This window comes from Streptomyces sp. NPDC050448 (assembly GCF_040655295.1).
Classification (GTDB): domain Bacteria; phylum Actinomycetota; class Actinomycetes; order Streptomycetales; family Streptomycetaceae; genus Streptomyces.
The window spans coordinates 304801-326689 of the sequence record NZ_JBFAJR010000002.1; the positions used below are offsets into that span (position 1 = coordinate 304801).

The 21889-nt window shown below is 71.3% G+C and carries 14 protein-coding genes; 6 read left to right on the top strand and 8 right to left on the bottom strand.

Annotated features, from left to right (window positions below; genetic code table 11):
• Positions 1-31 precede the first annotated feature (31 nt).
• From AB0I68_RS04190 to AB0I68_RS04225, 8 genes are all read right to left on the bottom strand, one after another.
• Complete coding sequence (locus AB0I68_RS04190; RefSeq protein ID WP_363175612.1) at positions 32-961, bottom strand: GNAT family N-acetyltransferase; 930 nt, start codon at positions 959-961, stop codon at positions 32-34.
• Between the two features lie 248 nt (positions 962-1209).
• Entirely contained in the window at positions 1210-2265 is a 1056-nt protein-coding gene (locus AB0I68_RS04195) for a dipeptide ABC transporter ATP-binding protein (RefSeq protein ID WP_363175613.1), read from the bottom strand.
• Complete coding sequence (locus AB0I68_RS04200) at positions 2258-3313, bottom strand: ABC transporter ATP-binding protein (RefSeq protein ID WP_363175614.1); 1056 nt, start codon at positions 3311-3313, stop codon at positions 2258-2260. The genes AB0I68_RS04195 and AB0I68_RS04200 overlap by 8 nt, the downstream gene beginning before the upstream one ends.
• Before the next feature lie 13 nt (positions 3314-3326).
• Complete coding sequence (locus tag AB0I68_RS04205) at positions 3327-4283, bottom strand: ABC transporter permease (protein WP_363175615.1); 957 nt, start codon at positions 4281-4283, stop codon at positions 3327-3329.
• The gene (locus tag AB0I68_RS04210) at positions 4276-5223 is read right to left on the bottom strand and encodes an ABC transporter permease (protein ID WP_363175616.1); all 948 of its coding nucleotides are present in this window, start codon (positions 5221-5223) and stop codon (positions 4276-4278) included. Before AB0I68_RS04210 ends, AB0I68_RS04205 begins: the two co-directional genes overlap by 8 nt.
• A 94-nt stretch (positions 5224-5317) precedes the next feature.
• The gene (locus AB0I68_RS04215) at positions 5318-6943 is read right to left on the bottom strand and encodes an ABC transporter substrate-binding protein (RefSeq protein WP_363175617.1); all 1626 of its coding nucleotides are present in this window, start codon (positions 6941-6943) and stop codon (positions 5318-5320) included.
• Between the two features lie 427 nt (positions 6944-7370).
• Positions 7371-9275, bottom strand: coding sequence for a translational GTPase TypA (gene typA / locus AB0I68_RS04220; protein ID WP_363175618.1), 1905 nt, complete (start codon positions 9273-9275; stop codon positions 7371-7373).
• Between the two features lie 316 nt (positions 9276-9591).
• A complete protein-coding gene (locus AB0I68_RS04225) occupies positions 9592-11931 on the bottom strand; it encodes an ABC transporter family substrate-binding protein (protein ID WP_363175619.1) in 2340 nt (779 codons plus the stop codon).
• A gap of 349 nt (positions 11932-12280) precedes the next feature.
• Between AB0I68_RS04225 and AB0I68_RS04230 the strand changes: the two genes are divergently transcribed.
• The 6 genes from AB0I68_RS04230 (at position 12281) to AB0I68_RS04255 (ending at position 21856) form a co-directional block, all read left to right on the top strand.
• Positions 12281-12502 carry a hypothetical protein gene (locus AB0I68_RS04230; protein ID WP_363175620.1) on the top strand — a complete coding sequence of 74 codons (222 nt, stop codon included), beginning with the start codon at positions 12281-12283 and terminating at the stop codon, positions 12500-12502.
• Between the two features lie 108 nt (positions 12503-12610).
• On the top strand, positions 12611-13432 hold the full coding sequence (locus tag AB0I68_RS04235; RefSeq protein ID WP_363175621.1) for a hypothetical protein: 822 nt from the start codon (positions 12611-12613) through the stop codon (positions 13430-13432).
• A gap of 1 nt (position 13433) precedes the next feature.
• The gene (locus AB0I68_RS04240; protein ID WP_363175622.1) at positions 13434-15338 is read left to right on the top strand and encodes a fumarate reductase/succinate dehydrogenase flavoprotein subunit; all 1905 of its coding nucleotides are present in this window, start codon (positions 13434-13436) and stop codon (positions 15336-15338) included.
• Complete coding sequence (locus tag AB0I68_RS04245; protein ID WP_363175623.1) at positions 15335-16108, top strand: succinate dehydrogenase/fumarate reductase iron-sulfur subunit; 774 nt, start codon at positions 15335-15337, stop codon at positions 16106-16108. The genes AB0I68_RS04240 and AB0I68_RS04245 overlap by 4 nt, the downstream gene beginning before the upstream one ends.
• 60 nt (positions 16109-16168) lie before the next feature.
• The gene (locus AB0I68_RS04250; protein WP_363175624.1) at positions 16169-19597 is read left to right on the top strand and encodes a protein kinase; all 3429 of its coding nucleotides are present in this window, start codon (positions 16169-16171) and stop codon (positions 19595-19597) included.
• A gap of 168 nt (positions 19598-19765) precedes the next feature.
• Positions 19766-21856 (top strand): TPM domain-containing protein, encoded by a 2091-nt coding sequence (locus AB0I68_RS04255; RefSeq protein WP_363175749.1) that lies wholly within the window; start codon positions 19766-19768, stop codon positions 21854-21856.
• Positions 21857-21889 lie beyond the last annotated feature (33 nt).

Sequence of the window (21889 nt, forward strand, 5' to 3'; positions counted from 1 at the left end):
AAACCGATTGCACGCCTGTGTCTCGCGCCTGTCACCCGCGCGAGTGCAAACTCAGCTCCCAGGTGTCGACCGCATAGTGCAGGCTCATGCCGTGCGCCTCGTAGAGCGCGAGTGCGCCGCTCTCGTTGTGGACGTCCACGCCGAGGCCGGCGGTGTCCCGGCCGCGGGCCGCGTAGGCGGCGAAGCCGTGGCGGAGCAGGAAGCCGCCGATGCCCCGGCCCCGCATCTCCCCGCGGACGCCGATGTGGCTGAGCCAGCCCATGCTGGTGCGGTCGTCGCGGGTCAGCAGGACGCCGACGTCGCCCTCGCCGGGCAGGCTCGCGATCCAGACCAGCGACCAGTCGAGCTCGCGGGCGTCGAGGTGGTCCAGCCATGCCTCGTACGGCCGCTCCACATGGCCGAAGTGGGCGGCGAAGGTCTCCTCCACGAGGGCGTGGGCCCGGCGGCGGTCGGCCTCGTCGGCGGCGCAGTCGCGCAGGACGAGGCTCTCGGGCGGGGCGGGAAGCAGGTCGGCGGCCGGCGAGAGGGCGCGGGTCATCACCTGGTAGCGGCGGACGGTGCGGTAGCCGCGGCCGGGCAGCAGGTCGGCGTCGAGGGTGGGTTTCACGTTGAGCTGGAGCCGCAGGACGGCCTCCCCCGCGCCGGCGGCGAGCTCGCGGGCCCGGACCTCCATCAGCTCCAGCAGCCGGACGGCGGCCTCGCGGTGGCCGGGCAGCACGTAGTGGTCGGCGTCGGCCCTGCCGGGTCCGGAGTCGGTCCACACCAGGGCGTACGCCACGAGCCGGCCGCCCTCGAAGGCCAGCCAGGAGTCCTTCGCCAGGTCGATGTCGGGGTGGTGGAGATCGGCCTCGACGGACCCGAGGTCGGTCTCCGGCCTGCCGATCTCGATGACGTCGACGGCGTTGAGCAGGGCGCAGATGCCGGCCGCGTCCCCGGGCCCGGCGGGCCGCACGGTCAGCATGCGCCCCCCTCGCGTCGGGTGCGGTTCCGGTCGCGGCCGTGGTTTGGTGTGTCGGTCATCCGGACACTGTCCGCCCGGCCGCGTCGCGGCCGCAACTCCCTTATGCAACCCGGCCGATCGGCGGAAACCGACCCGCGCGAGAGTTCGACCCCGCACTCACGCGGCCGACGGTGCCACCGCCAAAGAAAACGGCTGGTTCCCGACACCCTGAGGCATCGGGAACCAGCCGTTCGGTCAAGCAGAGCCCGTCAGAGCGCTCCGACCACGTTCCGCACCTCCGCGAAGTGGCACGCCGACTCGTGCGCGGCCGGGGTGTTCACCCCCTGGAAGCGCGTCGGGATCGCCAGCAGCGGCTCCTCCGTGGCGCACCGCTCCTCGGCCTTCCAGCAGCGGGTGCGGAAGCGGCAGCCCGACGGCGGATTGGCCGGGGAGGGGACGTCACCGGTGAGGATGATCCGCTCGCGGCCCTCGCGGGCCTCCGGGTCGGGGACCGGGACGGCCGACAGCAGCGCCTGGGTGTACGGGTGCGTCGGGTGGTCGTAGATCTGGGCGTCGCTGCCGATCTCGGCCATCTTGCCCAGGTACATGACGCCCACGCGGTCCGAGATGTGCCGGACGATCGACAGGTCGTGCGCGATGAAGACGTAGGACAGGTCGAACTCGTCCTGGAGCTTCTCCATCAGGTTGATGACCTGCGCCTGCACCGACACGTCGAGCGCGGAGACCGGCTCGTCGCAGATGATGATCTCCGGGTTGAGCGCGAGGCCGCGGGCGATGCCGATGCGCTGGCGCTGGCCGCCGGAGAACTGGTGCGGGTACCGGTTGATGTACTCGGGGTTGAGGCCCACGACGTCCAGGAGCTCCTGGACCTTGCGGCGCCGGTCGCCCTTCGGAGCCACCTCGGGGTGGATGTCGAAGGGCTCCCCGATGATGTCGCCGACCGTCATGCGCGGGTTCAGCGAGGTGTACGGGTCCTGGAACACCATCTGGATGTTGCGTCGGACGGCCTTCAGGGCCTTGCCGGACAGCTTGGTGATGTCCTGGCCCTTGTAGAAGACCTCGCCGGCGGTGGCCTTCTCCAGGCTCATCAGCAGCTTGGCGACGGTGGACTTGCCACAGCCGGACTCACCGACGATGCCGAGGGTCTCGCCCCGGTACAGGTCGAAGGAGACCCCGTCGACCGCCTTGACCGCGCCGACCTGCTTCTTGAACAGGATGCCCTGGGTCAGCGGGAAGTGCTTGACCAGGTTGCGGACCTGGAGGATCGGCTCTCGCTCGGTGGCGTTCTTGGTGAGCTCAGCCATGGAGCTGCTCCTTCCAGAAGTGGCACGCGCTGCCGCGGCCCGGCATCTCGGTGCCGTCCTGCTCGGTGACCGAGTGCAGGACCGGCACGTCGGTGCGGCAGATGTCCTGCGCCTTCGGGCAGCGCGGGTTGAACGCGCAGCCGCTCGGGATGTTCAGCAGGTTGGGCGGCAGGCCCTTGATCGCGTAGAGCTCCTGGCCCTTCTGGTCCAGGCGCGGGATCGAGTCGAGCAGGCCGCGGGTGTACGGGTGCGCCGGGCGGCTGTAGATCTCGTGGACCGGGGCGTTCTCGACGATCCGGCCGCCGTACATGACGGCGATCTTGTCCGCGACGTCGGCGACGACGCCGAGGTCGTGGGTGATCAGGATCAGGCCCATGTTCATCTCGCGCTGGAGTTCCGCGAGCAGGTCCATGACCTGGGCCTGGACCGTCACGTCGAGAGCCGTGGTCGGCTCGTCGGCGATGATCAGGTCCGGCTCCAGGGCCATCGCCATGGCGATCATGATGCGCTGGCGCATACCGCCGGAGAACTGGTGCGGGTAGTCGCCCACGCGCGCCTTGGCGGCGGGGATCTTCACCCGGTCCATGAGCTCGACGGCCTTGGCCGTGGCGTCCTTCTTGGACATCCCGCGGTGGACGCGGAACATCTCGCCGAGCTGGGCGCCGACGGTGTGCACCGGGTTCAGCGAGGACAGGGCGTCCTGGAAGATCATGGCGATCTTCTGGCCGCGGATCTTGCGGTACTCCTCGGCCGGGAGCTTGAGCAGGTCCGTGCCCTGGAAGAGGATCTCACCGCCCGCGATCTTGCCGGGGGGCATGTCGAGGATGCCCATGATGGCCTGCGCCGTCACGGACTTGCCCGAGCCGGACTCGCCGAGGACCGCGAGGGTCTCGCCGGCGTTCACGGAGTACGAGACACCGTTGACGGCCTTGGCGACACCGTCGCGGGTGTGGAACTCGACGTGCAGGTCGCGCACTTCGAGCAGGGGGGTCCCCTCCGGCGCCGAGCGCGGCGCGGGGACGTTCGAGGTCTTGTCGATGATGGTCAACGTACGCCCTTCCTCAGCGCAGCTTCGGGTCGAGGGCGTCGCGCACCGCGTCGCCGACCATGATGAACGCGAGCACGGTGACGCTCAGCGCGGCGGCCGGGAAGAGGAGCACGTGCGGAGCCTGCAGCCAGCGGACGGAGGCGTCGCTGACCATGAGGCCCCAGGAGATCTCCGGGGGCTGGACACCGATGCCGAGGTACGACAGGGCCGCCTCGGCGGAGATGTACACACCCAGGCTGATCGCGCCGACCACGATGACGGGGGCGATGGCGTTCGGCAGGATGTGCCGCATGGTGATGCGCAGGGTGCCGGCGCCGAGGGCGCGGGCGGCGACCACGTAGTCGTTGTTCTTGTTCTGCAGCACCGAGGACCGCATGATGCGGAAGATCTGCGGCCAGCCGAGGATCGCGAGCACCAGGGAGACCGTCCAGGCGTTGCCCGGCAGGGCGGACATGATCAGCATGCCGCCGAGCAGGAGCGGGATCGCGAAGAAGATCTCGGTGAAGCGGGACAGGAAGCTGTCCAGCATGCCGCCGGCCCAGCCGGCCAGCAGGCCGAGCGCACCGCCGACGACGGTCACCAGCGTGGTGGTGACGATGCCGACGATCACGGAGTTGCGGGCGGCCCACACCGTACGGGTGTAGACGTCGCAGCCCTGGATGTCGTAGCCGAACCAGTGATCCGCGCTCGGGGTCTTGAGCGAGTTCTGCAGGGTGCAGGCGGTGGGCTCGAACGGGCTGCCGTCGGTGAACCACTGCGGGAACGCGGAGATGACCAGCATGCAGACGACCAGGAACGCACCGATCAGGAAGACCGGGTTGCGACGCAGGTCGCTCATGGCGTCGGACCAGAGGCTGGCCTCGCGGTCCTTCTTCTTCTTTCCGCCGGCCTTGACCGCGGCGCCGGTGGAGGGGGCTCCGGCGATCTGGGTGTCGGTCATCGAGTCCTCCACCGTAGTTGTGTCACGCATAGCGGATCCTCGGGTCGAGCACGGCGTAGAGCAGGTCCACGAGCAGGTTGCCGATCAGGTAGACGAAGACGAGGATCGTCACACCGCCGACCACGACCGCACCCTGCTTGAGGTACACGGACTGGGCGAGCAGGCCGCCGACTCCGTGGATGTTGAAGATCCGCTCGGTGATGACCGCACCGCCCATGAGGCCACCGAGGTCGGCGCCGAGGAACGTGACGATCGGGATGAGGGCGTTGCGCAGCGCGTGGTTCACGACGACGCGGCGGCGGGGCAGGCCCTTCGCGGTCGCGGTGCGGACGTAGTCGGCGCGCATCGTCTCCATGAGGCTGGTGCGCGTCAGGCGGGCCACGTACGCGAGGGACGTGGAGGCCAGGACGAACGCCGGCAGGAGGTAGGCGCGGATCCCGTCGTTCTCGTTGAAGGAGACGGGGAAGAAGTCGATGCCCCAGTTGTTCTTCAGCTGCACGCCGAGCGTCAGCTGCAGCACGAAGCCGGTGACGAAGACGGGGATGGAGATGACCATCAGCGTGGAGATGAGAACCAGCTGGTCGATGAACTTGCCGCGGCGCAGGGCGGCCATGACACCGGCCAGCACGCCGACGACGGCTTCGATGGCGAAGGCCACGAGGGCCAGGTTCACCGTGTAGGGGAACGCCTCGGAGAACAGGTCGAGCACCTTGCGCCCGGTGAGGGTCTCACCGAGGTCGCCCTGGAACACACCGGTGATGTAGTTCCAGTACTGGAGCAGGAACGGGTCGTCGAGGTGGTACTTGGCGCGCAGCATCGCCGTGACGAGCGGGTCTGCCTTCTTCTCGCCGGCGAGCAGCTGGATCGGGTCAGCGCCCGGCATGGCGAACGTCAGCGCGTAGATCAGGAACGTGGCACCGATCAGTACAGGGATCGCCTGTATGAGTCGGCGGATGAGGTAGCGGCCCATCAGACCTCCAACAGAAGAACAGGGGGAAAGGGCGGGCAGACGGAAACCTGATTCCGCCCGCCCGCCCCCGGGATCCCCTTAGTGAAGAGGGGTGTTAGTTGAGCTCGACGTTCGCCAGGTCCATACGGCCCTGGGCGTCGACCTCGACGTTCTTCACGGTCTTGGAGTAGGCCGAAGAAGACATGTACGTGAAGACCGGGATGTACGGCAGGTCCTTGATGATGATGTCATCGGCTTCCTGGTACAGCTTCAGGCCTGCAGCGGCGTCGGTGGCCTTGTCGGCCTCGGCGAGCTTCGCCTCGAACGCGTCGTTCTGGTAGTGGCCGTAGTTGGAGCCGTTCTCGATCGCGACCTTCGAGAAGATCGGACGGAGGTAGTTCTCCGCGGCCGGGTAGTCCATCGACCAGGCCATGCGGAAGGCGCCCTTGTACTTCGAGGCACCCAGGTCGTCCAGCATGTCGCCGAACTTGGCGTACGGCTTGGCGGTGACCTCGATGCCGAGGTTCGCCTTCAGCTGGTTGGCGACGGCCTCGATCCACTCCTTGTGGCCGCCGTCGGCGTTGTAACCGAGCTCGATCTTGTTGCCCGGGATGCCGCCGGCCTGCTGGAAGAGCTCCTTGGCCTTGGTCGGGTTGTAGGTACCCGCCTCGCCCAGCGCGCCCTTGCGGTAGCCCGGGATGATCGGGCTGATGAAGTCGTCGGCCGGCTTGCGGGTGCCGTTGAAAATGGTCTTGCCGATGGCGTCCCGGTCGATGGCCATGGAGATGGCCTTGCGGATCTCCACCTTGCCGAACGCCTCGGGGTTCTGCTCCAGCGGGAGACCGATGTAGCCGACGCCGGACTCGGGCTTGTAGATGTAGCGGTCGCCGAACTCCTGGGAGACGGTGGCCATCGCCGAGATCGGGAGCTTGTCGACGATCTGGATGGTGTCGGCGCGCAGGTCGTTGTACGCCGTGTCCAGGTTGTCGTAGATCTTGAAGGTGACGCCGTCGAGCTTGGCGCGACCCTCCGCCGGGTACTTGTCGTACTTCTTGATCTTGATCTGCTTGTTGTGCTCCCAGGCGCCGTCCATCTGGAACGGGCCGTTGCCGATCGGAGCCTCGCCGAACTTCTTCGGGTCGGCCTCGAACGCCTTGGGCAGCGGGTAGAAGGCGTTGTAGCCCAGCATCGTCTTGAACTGGGAGAACGGGTCCTTCAGGGTGACGGTGAAGGTCTTCTCGTCGACGACCTTCAGGCCCTTGAGCTCCTTGGCGGTGGGCTTCTTGTCCTTGCCCGGCGCAAGCTCGTCGGAGCCGTCGATCTTCGAGAAGAACGGCATGCCCTCAGCCGCGTTGTCCTGGTTGGCGCCCCAGTTCCAGGCGCGGACGAAGGACGCGGCGTCGACCTTCTCACCGTTGTGGAAGGTGAAGCCGTCCTTGATCTTGATCGTCCAGGTCTTCGAGTCAGTCGTCTCGATGGACTCGGCGACCGCGAGCTTCGGCTCGTTGGTCTTGTTGTCGTACTTGACCAGGCCGGTGAAGAGCGAGTTGAGAACCTCGGCACCTTCGGACTCGGCGGTGTTCTGACCCACCAGGCCGTGCTGCGGCTCGCCGAGCACCACGGTGATGTTGCCGCCGGACTTGCCCCCGGCGTTCGAGTCCTTGCTGGTGCTGCATGCCGTGGCGGCCATCGCCACGATGACGGCACCCGCGACCCACTTGGCGCTCGTTGCTCCGCGCATGGGTAATTGCCTCCTCAGGAGTCACTGTCGATACGTGAAGGACCCGGTCCTCGCTGACACCCCTGACAGCGAAATCCGGCCCCATCGTGTGTGCTCGTGAGTCGACGCTCCCCACAGCGTGTGACCCATTGACCCGAGCTCAATGGAGCCATCCTCAGGGACCGCCAGACCGTAAACCACACTTAAGTGGTCTCGTTTTCACAACATCGCCGCATGGCGAAAACCCGAAATCCGGACAAACGGATAGGAGACAGACACGTGCGAAACGGACGGTTAGCTCATCTTCCGGAGTGTCACGGTCGGTATCCGGACGCCAGAACGCAACAATCCGCTTGACAAACGCGAACAGCCCCTCCCGCCACAGACAACTGTGGGGAAGGGGCTGCTCGTTGGAACGGTGCCCTAGGGGCGTCCGGGAACTACCGCACTACTTGCCGGACTTGGCGCGCGACGCGGTGCGCGAACGCTCCTTCTGGTCCAGGACGACCTTGCGGATGCGGACGGCCTCCGGGGTCACCTCGACGCACTCGTCGTCGCGGCAGAACTCCAGGGACTGCTCCAGGGACAGCTTGCGGGGCGGAACCACGTTCTCCGTGTTGTCCGCGGAAGCCGCACGCATGTTGGTGAGCTTCTTCTCCTTGGTGATGTTCACGTCCATGTCGTCGGCGCGCGAGTTCTCGCCAACAATCATGCCCTCGTACACCTCGGTGCCGGGGTCGGTGAACAGGACGCCGCGCTCCTGCAGGTTGATCATCGCGAACGGCGTGACCGAACCGGCGCGGTCGGCGACCAGCGAACCGTTGTTGCGGGTGACCAGCTGGCCGAACCACGGCTCGTGGCCCTCGTGGATCGAGTGGGCGATACCCGTACCGCGGGTGTTCGTCAGGAACTCCGTACGGAAGCCGATGAGGCCGCGCGACGGGACGACGAACTCCATGCGGACCCAGCCGGAGCCGTGGTTCGACATGTTGTCCATGCGGCCCTTGCGGATGCCCATGAGCTGCGTGACCGCGCCCATGTGCTCCTCGGGGACGTCGACCGTCATGCGCTCGACCGGCTCGTGCACCTTGCCGTCGATCTCCTGCGTGACGACCTGCGGCTTGCCGATGGTCAGCTCGAAGCCCTCGCGGCGCATCTGCTCGACCAGGATGGCGAGCGCGAGCTCACCACGGCCCTGGACCTCCCAGGCGTCCGGGCGCTCGGTGTCGAGCACGCGGAGCGAGACGTTGCCGACGAGCTCGCGGTCGAGGCGGTCCTTGACCTGGCGGGCGGTGACCTTGCGGTCCTTGACCGCGGACTTGGCGTCCGCGCCCTTGCCGCTGCCGCCGCGGCCGACCATCGGGGAGGTGTTCGTACCGATGGTCATGGAGATCGCCGGCTCGTCGACCGAGATCAGCGGAAGCGCGATCGGGTTCTCCGGGTCGGCCAGGGTCTCGCCGATCATGATGTCGGGGATACCGGCCACCGCGCAGATGTCACCCGGGCCCGCCACCTCGGCCGGCTTGCGGGTGAGCGCCTCGGTCATCATCAGCTCGGTGATGCGGACGTTCGACATGCTGCCGTCACGCTTGATCCACGCGACGGTCTGGCCCTTGCGCAGCTCGCCCTGCTCGACGCGGAGCAGCGCGATGCGGCCGAGGAAGTTGTCGGCGTCCAGGTTGGTGACGTGGGCCTGGAGGGGGGCCTCGTCGTCGTACACCGGGGCGGGGACGTGCTCCAGGATGGTGGAGAAGAACGGCTCCAGGCTGTCGCTGTCCGCGGGGACGGTGCCGTCCTCGGGCTTGGTCAGCGAGGCGACGCCGTCACGGCCGCAGGCGTAGACGATCGGGAACTCGATCTGCTCCTCGGTGGCGTCCAGGTCCAGGAAGAGGTCGTAGGTGTCGTTGACGACCTCGTCGATCCGGGAGTCCGGACGGTCCGTCTTGTTGATGCAGAGGATGACCGGCATGTTCGCCTGCAGGGCCTTGCGCAGGACGAAGCGGGTCTGGGGCAGCGGACCCTCGGAGGCGTCCACCAGCAGAACGACGGCGTCCACCATCGACAGACCGCGCTCGACCTCACCACCGAAGTCGGCGTGGCCGGGGGTGTCGATGATGTTGATCGTGATCGGGGCCCCGCCGTCCTTGGGGTGATACTTCACCGCCGTGTTCTTGGCGAGGATCGTGATGCCCTTCTCACGCTCCAGGTCGTTCGAGTCCATCATGCGGTCGTCGAGGTGCTGGTGGGCGGCGAAGGCACCGGCCTGCTTGAGCATGGCATCGACGATGGTCGTCTTGCCATGGTCGACGTGGGCGACGATGGCGACGTTACGGATGTCGTGGCGCGTGGGCACTTCGGCGCTTCTCCCGGGATCGTGGATGGCGTCGCGTACGGTCCGGCACGCGCGCCTCGACCGGGCGGAAAACCTGCCACGGCCTTACCCCATGGTACGTCGCGTGGCGGGAACCGCTCGCCGGGGGGTCTGTCAAGGGGCCGGACGACTGAGAAGGGCCGGGTGTGGGGTGGGGGATCCCGGCCGTGGGTATTGCGGGTATTGCTGCGGGTCAACAGGTATCCACGACCTTGCCCGCCGGAGATCCCGGCGGGCAAGCGACTTGAGTCACATCTGAGCTTGTGACCCGAAGCTCAATCTGTCTGGCCCCGTTTTGTCACTTCTTCTTCTCCTGGTTTTCCTTCGCGCCCTGAGCCTTCTTCCAGCCGATGTCCTGGAAACGGGGGGTGCCGAGGCCGAAGGCGCCGGCATTGGCCAGGTTCGACTTGGCGGCCACCAGCTCGGGGCGCTGGAAGAGGGGGATGGAGCCGGCGGCGGCCCAGATCCGGGCGTCGGCCTTGCGCATCAGCTCGCGCGAGGCCTCCTCGTCCAGCTCGCCGACCGCCTGGTCGAAGAGCTGGTCGATGTGGTCGGTGCCGACCCGTGTGTAGTTCTGTTCGACGAGGAGCGAGCCGTCGGCGGCGGGCTCCGGCTTGGCGAAGATGGGGCGGGCGTCGGTCGCCGGGTAGGCCGTCGCCGGCCACGAGTAGAGCGCCAGGTCGTAATGGCCCGAGGCGATGTGGTCCTTGAAGAAGCTCTCGTCGGCCACCTTGGTCAGCTCGGTGTGCACGCCGACCTTCTCGAGCATCTGGGCGATCCGCTCGCCGACCGTGCGCAGGGCCTCCGAGCCCGGTCCGGCCGGGAGGACGAAGCGCAGGGAGAGCGCCTTGCCGTCCTTGGCCAGCACGTTTCCGGAGTTGCGGATCTGCTTGGCCGGGGCCGGCGCCGGGCTGGGGCTGCTCCCGGCCTTGCCGGGCCCGGGGGCCTCGCCGTCGCGGGCCGGGCCGCTCTTGGCGTCGTCCGCGGAGCCCGCCGTGGCGAGGGCGTCGGCCTGGGCCAGCAGTGCGGCCTTCTGTTCGTCCGCGAGCCGGACCGCGGCCGGCAGCAGGGAGAGCCGCTCGCCCCGGGCGGACGTTTCCCCGTTCGTCTTGATCGCGGACCCGACCACCGGGAGCCCCCGGTCCAGGCTGTCGCCGTTGCGCTCGTCGTCCTGGCCCACGATGTAGAGGCCGTCGTTGCCCGTGCCCGGACCCGACGGGGTCTTCGAGTCGTTCTTGCCGTCCGCGTTCTCGGCTCCGGCCTTCGCGCCCACCGGCTCGGTGAGCTTGCCGCCCCGGCGCCAGCCCGCGTCCGCGAGCAGGGCCTCGGCCGCGTGGATGTCCTTGCCGCCGAGCGCGTCGCTGTTGTCCGCGTACGCCCGCTGCCCGGCCAGCGCCACATGGCTGCCGACCGGCTTCGCCGGCAGGCCGAGGGGCTTCAGTGCGATCTCGGCCAATTCCTTGCGGTCCAGGGCCCGGGCCACCGCCCGCCGGACCCGCTCGTCGGCCAGCGGGCCGGAGGCCCCGTTCATGGCGAGCTGGGTGTAGGCGGGCTCCAGGGACTTGCGGACCGTGAAGGTGCGCAGGGCCGACTGCTCGTCCGCGTACTTCTTCGCGGCCGCGGCATTCTGCGCGCGGGTCTCCTGCTCCGTCCTCGCCTTGCCCTCGTCGGAGCCGTACGCGATCGCCCACGACAGCATGGCCTGGGCCGGGGTCACCGAGGCGCCCGGCCCGTGCGCCGGGGCCCCGCCCGAGCCCGGGGTGTGCTCGGCGTCCCGGTGGGCCAGCGCGATCCGGTCGGCACCCGCACGGTCGATCTCCGCCAGGTCGACCTGGCCGGCGGCCAGCGCGGCCGGGCGCTGGGCCCGGGGCACGGCGGTCAGGACCAGCGTGTCCAGCTTGGCCGGCCGGCCCCACCAGCGGGCGCTGCGGGTCAGCGCGGCGGTGCCGGTCTTCTTGTCGATGGCCCCGAGGTTGAAGGGTCCGGCGGTGACCTTGAGGGTTCCGCGGGCGCCCTCGTTGAAGGCGTCCGGGGTGCCGGTGACCTGCTTGGGGTAGAGCGGGGAGAACAGCGAGCGCCAGTCGGTGTACGGCTTGGCGAAGGTGACCTTGACCTCGAGGTCGGTCTTGCCGCGTTCGATCTTCTCGATCCGCTCGTATCCGGCGTTGCGGGCCGTCCAGTAAGCGGAGTCCTTGCCGTTCAGGGCCCGCCACTGCGCCACGAAGTCGGCGGCGCCGATCTCGCGGCCGTCACTCCACACCGCCTGCTGGTTCAGCTTGTACAGGACGACCTGCTTGGGCTCCCGCTCGACGACCGCGGCCTTCTCCAGGTAGTCCGGGTTGGCCACCGGCCGGCCCTTGTCGTCCATCGTGAACAGCTGGGGCAGCACCGCCCCGGCGATCCGGGTGGTGGTGGCGTCCGCATCGGCCTGGAAGGTGTTCAGGGTGTCCGGGAGGGTGTCCACGGCCCAGCGCAGCACGCCGCCGTCGGCGACCTTGTCGCGGGTCGTGGCCGCGATGTCCTGGCCGGCGGCCACGGGACCGCCCTCGTCGTCACCAGCGCCGCAGCCCGCGAGCAGCGGCAGTGCGAGGACTCCCGAGGTCAGGAGCGCCAAGGACCGGCGCCTTCTCTGGGACATGGGTGGTACCTCCGGGGCGGGGCGCGAAAAGGGCAGCTTGATCACGTTTGGCGGTATATGGAGCTGATCACACTGGGTGCCGCAACACACTGAAATCCACAGCGCGCCGCAGCTCTCGCAGCCGGCCCTCGCCACGCCGCGAACCCCACCCGTGCGGACCAATCCCACTTGCGTCACGGACGGGCGTTCCCTCGGAAGAGGGATCAAAATGGGAGCAGGGAGGGGCGCACAGATTGCGCCTGCGCGCCCGCAATCGCTGCACGTCCCTTCACAACGGGGGACGGGAGGCGCGACACTCGCAGGCGCACATGAGCGTTGCCACCGCAATCAGCGGAAGTGAGGGCAAGTCATGTCCCTGCAAGACGATTTGACCGCCGTACGACGCAACCTGAACGAGCTGGTCCGCTCGGTGGAACGGCTGGAGCAGGACATCGCCCGGAAGGCCCCGGCCACCCCGCGGGCGCCACGCCAGGAGGGGATGGTCCCCGTCCCGGACACCCCGTACGACAGCTCGCTGTGGCAGGACGTCGACGACGAGGGTCTCGGCGCCCGCGACCGCCGGGCACCCTGACCTGGCGGACGCATCCCAGCACCCCCGCACACCCAGCACCCCACCAGGCCCAGCCGTCCGCGGCTGGGCCTCGTGGGTCACCCCTCATCACTCCACCCGGAGTCCCCTTTGGCCACAGGCACGGAACCACCCCGGCAGCTCACCGGCGTCCACGACGGCTCCCGGGCCGCGATCGCCGCCCGGCACCTGCGCACCGACCGGTGGTGGCTGGCCCCCGCCGCCACCGCGGCCGGGCTGCTCGCCTTCATCGCCTACTCGACGTGGCGGGCCTTCGCCAACGCCGACTACTACGCCGCTCCGTACGTCTCCCCCTTCTACTCCCCGTGTCTCGCGGAGAACTGCCGGGAGATGCGCGGCGGCCCCAACCTGGACCTGTTCGGCAGCTGGTGGGGCCTGTCCCCCGCCCTGCTGATCCTGGTCTTCCCGCTCGGCTTCCGGCTGACCTGCTACTACTACCGCAAGGCGTACTACCGGGGCTTCTGGGCCTCCCCGCCCGCCTGCGCCGTCGCCGAGCCGCACACGAAGTACACCGGCGAGACGCGCTTCCCGCTGATCCTGCAGAACGTGCACCGGTACTTCTTCTACACGGCGCTGCCGGTCGCGGGCATCCTCACGTACGACACGGTGCTGACCTTCCGCAACGACCGTTACGAGTGGGGCCACATGGGCCTCGGGACGCTGCTGTTCGTCGTCAACATCACGCTGATCTGGGCCTACACGCTGTCCTGCCACTCCTGCCGGCACATCATGGGCGGCCGCCTGCGGCACTTCTCCAAGCACCCGGTGCGCTACCGGCTGTGGGGCTGGGTGAGCCGGCTCAACACCCGCCACATGCAGCTCGCGTGGGCCTCGCTGATCAGCGTCGCCCTGTGCGACTTCTACGTGTACCTGCTGGCCGGCGGCACCATCACGGACCCGAGGATCTTCTGACATGGCTCAAGTCGACCGGCAGCAGTGGGACGTGGTCGTGGTCGGTGCGGGCGGCGCCGGGCTGCGGGCCGCGATCGAGGCCCGCGAGCGGGGTGCCCGTACGGCCGTGATCTGCAAGTCCCTGTTCGGCAAGGCCCACACGGTGATGGCCGAGGGCGGGATCGCCGCCTCCATGGGCAACGTCAACGAGGGCGACAACTGGCAGGTGCACTTCCGCGACACCATGCGCGGCGGGAAGTTCCTGAACCAGTGGCGGATGGCGGAACTCCACGCGAAGGAGGCTCCGGACCGGGTCTGGGAACTGGAGACCTGGGGAGCGCTCTTCGACCGCACCCCGGACGGAAAGATCTCCCAGCGCAATTTCGGCGGGCACGAGTACCCGCGCCTCGCGCACGTGGGCGACCGGACCGGCCTGGAGCTGATCCGCACCCTCCAGCAGAAGATCGTCCAGCTCCAGCAGGAGGACTTCAAGGAGACCGGGGACTACGAGGCCCGGCTCAAGGTCTTCCAGGAGTGCACGGTCACGAGGGTCCTGAAGGACGGGCAGAGCGTGTCCGGGGCCTTCTGCTACGAGCGGGAGTCCGGCCGGTTCTTCGTGCTGGAGGCCCCGGCGGTGGTCCTGGCCACGGGCGGGATCGGCAAGTCCTTCAAGACCACCTCGAACTCCTGGGAGTACACGGGCGACGGCCACGCGCTGGCCCTGCTCGCGGGCGCCCCGCTGCTGAACATGGAGTTCGTGCAGTTCCATCCGACCGGCATGGTCTGGCCGCCCTCGGTGAAGGGGATCCTCGTCACCGAGTCGGTGCGCGGCGACGGCGGGGTGCTGCGCAACAGCGAGGGCAAGCGGTTCATGTTCGACTACGTCCCGGACGTCTTCAAGGAGAAGTACGCGAAGTCCGAGGAGGAGGGCGACCGCTGGTACGAGGACCCGGACCACAACCGGCGTCCGCCCGAGCTGCTCCCCCGCGACGAGGTGGCCCGGGCCATCAACTCCGAGGTCAAGGCGGGCCGCGGCTCCCCCCACGGAGGCGTGTTCCTGGACGTGTCCACCCGGATGCCGGCCGAGAGGATCCGCCGACGCCTTCCTTCCATGTACCACCAGTTCAAGGAGCTGGCGGACGTGGACATCACCGCCGAGCCGATGGAGGTCGGCCCGACCTGCCACTACGTGATGGGCGGGATCGCGGTGGACTCCGACACCGCGGCCACCGTCGGGGTCCCGGGCCTGTTCGCGGCGGGCGAGGTCGCGGGCGGCATGCACGGCTCGAACCGGCTCGGCGGGAACTCCCTCTCCGACCTGCTGGTGTTCGGCCGGCGGGCCGGTCTCCACGCGGCGGAGTACGCCACGGGCCTCGCCGATGCGCTGCCCGCGGTCTCCCAGGAGGAGATCGACGCGGCGGCGGCGGAGGCGCTGGCCCCGTTCCACGCCGCCGAGGGCGCGGAGAACCCGTACACGCTCCACCAGGAGCTCCAGACAGCCATGAACGACCTGGTCGGCATCATCCGTCGCGAGGGCGAGATGGCCGAGGCCCTGCAGAAGCTGGCGGGCCTGCGCGTACGGGCGGCCCGGGCCGGGGTCGAGGGGCACCGGCAGTTCAACCCGGGCTGGCACCTCGCCCTGGACCTGCGGAACATGCTGCTGGTCAGCGAGTGCGTGGCCCGGGCGGCCCTGGAGCGCACCGAGAGCCGCGGCGGGCACACCCGGGAGGACTGCCCCGCGATGGAGCGGTCCTGGCGCCCGGTGAACCTGCTGTGCCGTCCGGTGGCCCCGCCGCCCGAGGACCCGGCCGCCGACCGGATCTCCCTCGTCCGGACCCGTACCGAACCCATCCGCCCCGACCTGCTCGCGCTCTTCGAGAAGGAAGAGCTGGCCAAGTACCTCGCCGAAGAGGAGCTGTACGAGTGACGACCTACGATGCCGCGTTCCGGATCTGGCGGGGCGACGCGGAAGGCGGGGAACTGCGGGACTTCACCGTCGAGGTGCACGACGGCGAGGTCGTCCTGGACATCGTCCACCGGCTCCAGGCCACCCAGGCCTCGGACCTGGCGGTGCGCTGGAACTGCAAGGCGGGCAAATGCGGCTCGTGCAGTGCGGAGATCAACGGCCGGCCGCGGCTGATGTGCATGACGCGCATGTCCACCTTCGACCGGGACGAGACGATCACGGTCACCCCGCTGCGCGCCTTCCCGGTCATCCGGGACCTGGTCACGGACGTGTCGTTCAACTACCGGAAGGCGCGCGAGGTCCCGGCCTTCGTGCCGCCGGAGGGGGTGGCTCCGGGCGCGTACCGGATGCAGCAGGTGGATGTGGACCGCTCGCAGGAGTTCAGGAAGTGCATCGAGTGCTTCCTGTGCCAGGACACCTGCCACGTGGTGCGCGACCACGAGGAGAACAAGGCGGTGTTCGCCGGCCCCCGCTTCCTGATGCGGGTCGCGGAGCTGGACATGCACCCGCTGGACGCGGCGGCGGAGGCTGGCCTGGACCGCAAGCGCACGGCCCAGGAGGAGCACGGGCTCGGCTACTGCAACATCACCAAGTGCTGCACGGAGGTCTGCCCCGAAGGCATCAAGATCACCGACAATGCGCTGATCCCGCTGAAGGAGCGGGCGGTGGACCGCAAGTACGACCCCCTGGTGTGGCTGGGGAACAAGATCCGCAGGCGTGCTGACCTGTAGCACCCCCGCCCGTTCACTTCACAGGACACAATGCCCCCTGGGAAAACGTCGCATGACGTGATGTCAGGGGGCTTTGCGGTGCGGGTGGGGGATCAGCTGGTCGGCCGGTACCGGCTGGACCAGCGGCTCGGCCAGGGCGGCATGGGCGAGGTGTGGCGCGGGTTCGACCTGGCGCTGGACCGCTCCGTGGCGGTCAAGGTGCTGCTGGAGGCGGCCACGAACGACGAGGTGGTCGCCCGTTTCAGACGCGAGGCCACGATCGGGGCGCGGCTCCAGCACCCGGGCATCACCGTGGTGCACGACGTGGGGCAGCAGGACGGGCGGCTCTTCATCGTGATGGAGCTCCTCGCCGGCGAGGACCTGGCCACGATGCTGGCGCGGGACGGCGGGCTCGCGGTGGACCTCGCGGTGGACCTGGCCGCGCAGACGGCGGAGGCCCTGGCCGCCGCCCACGAACAGTCCGTGGTCCACCGGGACCTGAAGCCCGCCAACCTCTTCCTGCTGCCCGGCCTGCGGCTCAAGATCTGCGACTTCGGCATCGCGTACTCCGCGGACGCGACGGCGGGCTGGACGGTCACGGGCCGGATGTTCGGCACCCCCGCGTACATGGCGCCGGAGCAGTGGCGGGGCGAGCGGGTGGGCGCCCGGTGCGATCTGTACGCGCTGGGGTGCGTGCTGTACGCGCTGCTGAGCGGGGCGCCGCCGTTCGGCCAGGCCGAGGGGCCGTACGTCCTGATGCGCCGGCACATCGAGGAGGCACCGCTCCCGCTGCGCGCGGTCGGCGCGCCGGTGCCCGCGGAGCTGGACCGGCTGGTGCTGACCCTGCTGGCGAAGGACCCGGCGGACCGGCCGGAGTCGGCGGAGGCGGTGGGCAAGGCCCTGCGGGGGCTGTGCGGGGACGGGGACGGACCGGGGCCGGGGCAGCCGGGGCCCGGGTACGCGCCGACGGAGCCGTCGGCGGGGGCGTCGGCCGCCCCCGGGCCGGTGCCCGCGCCCGGGCCGGTGCCGGTGCCCGCGCCCGGGCCGGTGCCGGTGCCCGGGCCGGTGCCGGTGCCCGGGCCCGTGGGCGAGGATCCGGATCCCGTGGCTCCGGGTCCTGTGGCTCCGGCCCCCGCGCCGGCACCTGGGGCGGAAGCACCCAGGGCGGAGGCACCCGGGGCGGGGGCACCCAGGGGCGAGGCACCCGGCGCGGGGGCACCCCGGGTCGAGGCACCCGGGGCGGAGGCACCCCGGGTCGAGGCACCCGGGGCGGAGGCACCCCGGGTCGAGGCACCCGGGGCGGAGGCACCCCGGGTCGAGGCACCCGGGGCCGTGGCCTCTGGCGTACGGGAGTTCGTACGGGATCTCCTGCGGGAGGCGGAGGAGGACCTCGGGGACCTGCCGCCCGCCGCGGGCGCCCGCGTGGAGGTGCTGGCCGTCGCCGCGGACGCCGCGGCCCGCTTCGACGCGGACCTCGCGGCCCGGCTGCTCGCCGACGCCGAGGTCGCGGCCTGGCACGCGGGCGAGGGCGACGGGGCCCAGGTGGCCCGGCTGCTGACCACGCTGGCCAAGGGCACCGCCCCGCACGCCCCGGTGCGGGCCCGGCGGCTGCTGACCGACGCGCAGCAGGCGCTGTTCACGGTGTTCGGCTCCAACCGGACGGGCCCGCTGCGCGCGGTGGCGGAGCAACTGGCCCGGGTCGCCCCCGAGCAGGCCGGCGAGCTCGCCGGCCACCACTTCGCCGGCGGCCCGGCGGAGAACCGGCTGCGGTCCCTGATCGCCACCGCCGTGGCCGCGGCCCACCCCGAGGAGGCCGAGCGCCAGCTGACCCGGATCCAGGACCCGGGGCTGCGCGCGGCCGCCACCTACGACATGGTGCTGGCCGTCGCCCCGCGGGACCTCGGCACCGCCCTGCGCCTGAGCGAGCGGCTCGGCTCCGCCGGGGCCCGGCTGCTGGCGATGTGCCAGGTGGCGTGCGACCTCGCCGAGGCCGGGGATCCGGCGGGCGGAGCCCGGGCCCTGGAGCAGGCCGAGGCCGAACTCCCCGAGGTCCTGGAGGAGCGGGCCGCCTGGCTGCGCGAGGAGGCGGCCCGGCACGAGGCGCGCGGCCGGCTCGGCCAGGTCCAGGCCGAGCGGCTGCGCACCCGGGCCGCCGCCCTGCTGCGCCGCCGTCCGGAGACGGCCGGCGACGAGAAGGCCGACCACGCCCTGGCCTCCGTCGCCACGGCCCGGGACCGGGTGGCGCAGGGCGCCCGGCCCGCCGTGGACCCGGCGCAGGCCCGGGAACGCGCCGAGCGGGCCCGCGGTCTGTCCGATCCGGCGGGCCGGGCCCGCGCGCTGGCCGGGATCGCGCGGGACTGTGTGGCCACCGCGCGTACGCCCTGGCTGCCCGAGGTGGCGGCCGAGCGGGGAAGCCCGCCGCCACCGGGGACGACGGTCCTCGCCGAGCGGGTCCCGGCACTCCGGCTGACCGGCGGGGACGGACGCCGTTGGCGGCAGGGGGTCCGCCCGGACGCTCTGCACTCCGCCGGGGACGGCCTGGTGTGGCGGTCGGGTCGCGAGGTCGGCTGCGTACGGGCCGACGTGGGCGCGACCCGGTGGACGGCCTACGCCGACGAGGGCGCGGCCGCGCCGCCGCTGCCCGGGGCCGGCCCGGTGCTGGTGTCCTGCGTGGCGGACGCCGCCACGGTGTACGTCGATGTACGCCGCGACGGCGTGCCCGGGGCGCGCCTGGTGGCGCGGGAGCCGCGCGACGGGCGGGTGCGCTGGTGGCGGGACCTGCCGCAGGCGGGTCCGCTGCGGAGCGCCGGGCCGGTGCTGGTGCACGAGGCACGGGGCGCCCTGACCGTGCTGCGGGCGACGACGGGCGAGGTCGTGTGGCAGCGTTCGCTGCCGGACGCCACCCGGTCCCTGGCGGCGGTGGGCGACTGCCTGGTCCTGACGGACGGCCGGCAGCTCCAGGCGCTGCACCTGCCGGACGGACGGCCGATGTGGTCGCAGCTCCGGGGCTCGGAGGCCTTCGGCCGGACGCCCGACGTGCAGCCGGTACACCTGCTGGACGGCGAGCTCGTACGCGCCCTGGACCGCGGCACCGGCCGGGAACTGTGGCACTTCGCGCCGGGCACCCCGGCGGCGCGGCTGCTGGTCGAGCGCGGCACGGTGTACGTGGCCGCGCACCGCCCGGATCCGGGCTGGGACCTGGTGTTCGCGCTCAACGCGCAGACCGGGGCGCTGCGCTGGCAGCGGTTCGTGATCCGGCGCGAGGGGACGGTGTGCGCGCTCGAACTGCTGGGCCTGCGGCCGGGCGCCCTGTACGTGAAGGCCGCGCGCGGTGGCCGCCGCAGGCTGCTGAGCCGGGAGTCGGGCCCGTTCGTCGCCGTCCTGGATCCGGCGACGGGCAGGCAGCACCGCCTGTGGGAGCAGCCGGGGCTCGCCGAGGGGGACGCCCTGCTGATCGGTGACCACCTCGCCCTCTCCCGCCCGGAACTGTCGGCGTACGCCCGCCCGTGACGGGCCCCCGGGCCCGGGGCTCTCCGGGTGCGGGTGGGCATGACCGCCCATACTCTCCCAAATGTGATCTCGCCGAGAAGCAGGACGAGGGGACGCACCGCCGCCGGGATATCCGGACGGGCCGGGCTCGTCCTGGCTGCGGCCCTGCTGGGGCTCGGCGGCTGGGGGGTGGCCGGGGCGCCGGCCGTCCGGGCCGATGATCCCGTCACCCTGTCCCAGCAGGGGCAGATCACCGACCGCGTGGGCACCCTCGGCGACCGGGAGGCCTCCGTCACCTCCGCGCTGGACAAGCTGTACGCCGGCCACCGGATCCGGCTCTTCGTGACGTACGTGCACGATTTCTCCGGGCGCTCCGCGCAGAGCTGGGCGGATGCCACCGCGCAGAAGAACGGCCTCGGCCAGGACGACGTGCTGCTGGCCGTGGCGACCGGGGCCCGCCAGTACGCCTATTCGGCGGACGTCGGCTCCGGATTCACCGAGGAGCAGCTCGCGGACGTCGCCCGGACGGCCATCGAGCCCGCGCTGAAGCAGAACGACTGGGCGGGCGCCGCGATCGGCGCCGCCGACGGCTACGCCGCCGTGCTCGGCGGAAAGCCCGTACCGGTGCCCGCCATCACCGCCGGCGAGGCGAACCCCGGCGGCGGCGCGAGCGACGGGAACGGGGCCGGCGACTACGTCCTCCCGGTGGTCGCCGTCGGCGCGGCCGGCGCCCTCGGGGCGTACGCGTACCGCCGCAAGCGCAAGCGCGGCGCGGGCGGTGGTGGCACGAAGGGCTGGGGCGAGCAGCCCGCGACCACGACCGTCCTCCCGCTGCCCGAGCTGGACGCCAAGGCCGAGGCCCTGCTGGTGGAGACCGACGACGCGATCCGCACCAGCGCCGAGGAGCTCGGCTTCGCCTGCGCGCAGTTCGGCGACGCGGCGGTCGGCGCCTTCGCCGAGGCGGTGGCCTTGGCGCAGAGCGAGCTGACGGCCGCGTTCCGGCTGCGTCAGCAGCTCGAGGACGCGTCCCCCGAGGACGACCCCGCCCGGCGGCGGATGCTGGACGAGATCGTGGCCCGCTGCACCGAGGCGAACCGGCGGCTCGACGCCGAGTCGGCGGACTTCGACCGGCTGCGGGACCTGGAGAAGAACGCCCCGCAGGCGCTCGCGACGGTGGAGGCGCGCGTCCGCGACCTGACGGGCCGTACGGCGACGGCGCGGGCGACCCTGACGGCGCTGGCCGTGCGCTACGCGGACTCGGCGTCCGCGCCGGTGGCCGCCCACGCCGAACGGGCCGAGGACCGGCTGCTGTTCGCGACCACCGGCCTCGGCGAGACCCGGGCGGCGCTCGACGGCGGCGACAACGGGAGGGCCGCCGTCCACGTACGGGCCGCCGAGGGTGCGGTGGACCAGGCGGCGACACTCGTGGACGCGGTGGAGCGGCGGGCGCAGGAGCTGGCGGAGGCGGCCGGGAAGCTGCCCGGGGCGCTCACGGAGACGGAGGCCGACCTCGCCGATGCCCGCGGCCTGCTGACCGGCACCGTGGAAGGGGCCTCCACGGCGGATCTGCGCGGCCGGATCGGCCGGGCGGAGGCGGTGCTGGCCGACGTACGGCGGGAGCAAGCGGCCGGCCGGTACGACCCGATCGATGCCCTGCGCCGGGTCGGGGAGGCCGACGCCGTCCTCGACGAGGCGCTGGCCGGGGGCCGGGAGCGCGAGGCGGGCGGCCGGCGGGCGGCGGCCCTGCTGGACCGGGCGATGCTCTCGGCGCGCAGTGCGACCGGCGCGGCGGCGGACTACATCACCACCAGCCGGGGCGCGGTCGCCAGCCGGGCCCGCACCCGGCTGGCCGAGGCGCAGCGGCGCATGGAGCGGTCGACGGCCCTGGCGGGCTCGGACCCGGCGGCCGCGCTGGCGGAGGCCCGGCAGGCGGACGGGCTGGCGCGGCAGGCGCAGCAGCTGGCCGAGCAGGACGTACGGGCGTACCGGAACCCGTACGGCGGCGGGCAGCGGCAGGGCGGCGGCATGGGCGGCGCGGTCCTCGGCGGGATCATCCTGGGCGCGATCCCGGGCGGCGCCCGGGATCGCGGCGGCGGCTTCGGCGGCGGCTTCGGCGACGGCTTCGGCGGCGGCTTCGGCGGCGGCTTCGGCGGCGGGGGCTTCGGCGGCGGCTTCGGCGACGGGGGGCCGGGCCCGGGCTCGTTCGGCGGCGGGGGCACCCGCCGCCGCATGGGCGGCGGCGGCCGCTACGACCCACCGCCGCGCAGCAACGCCTCCTGACACTTCCCGTGGTTTCACCGAAGGGGGCCGGAT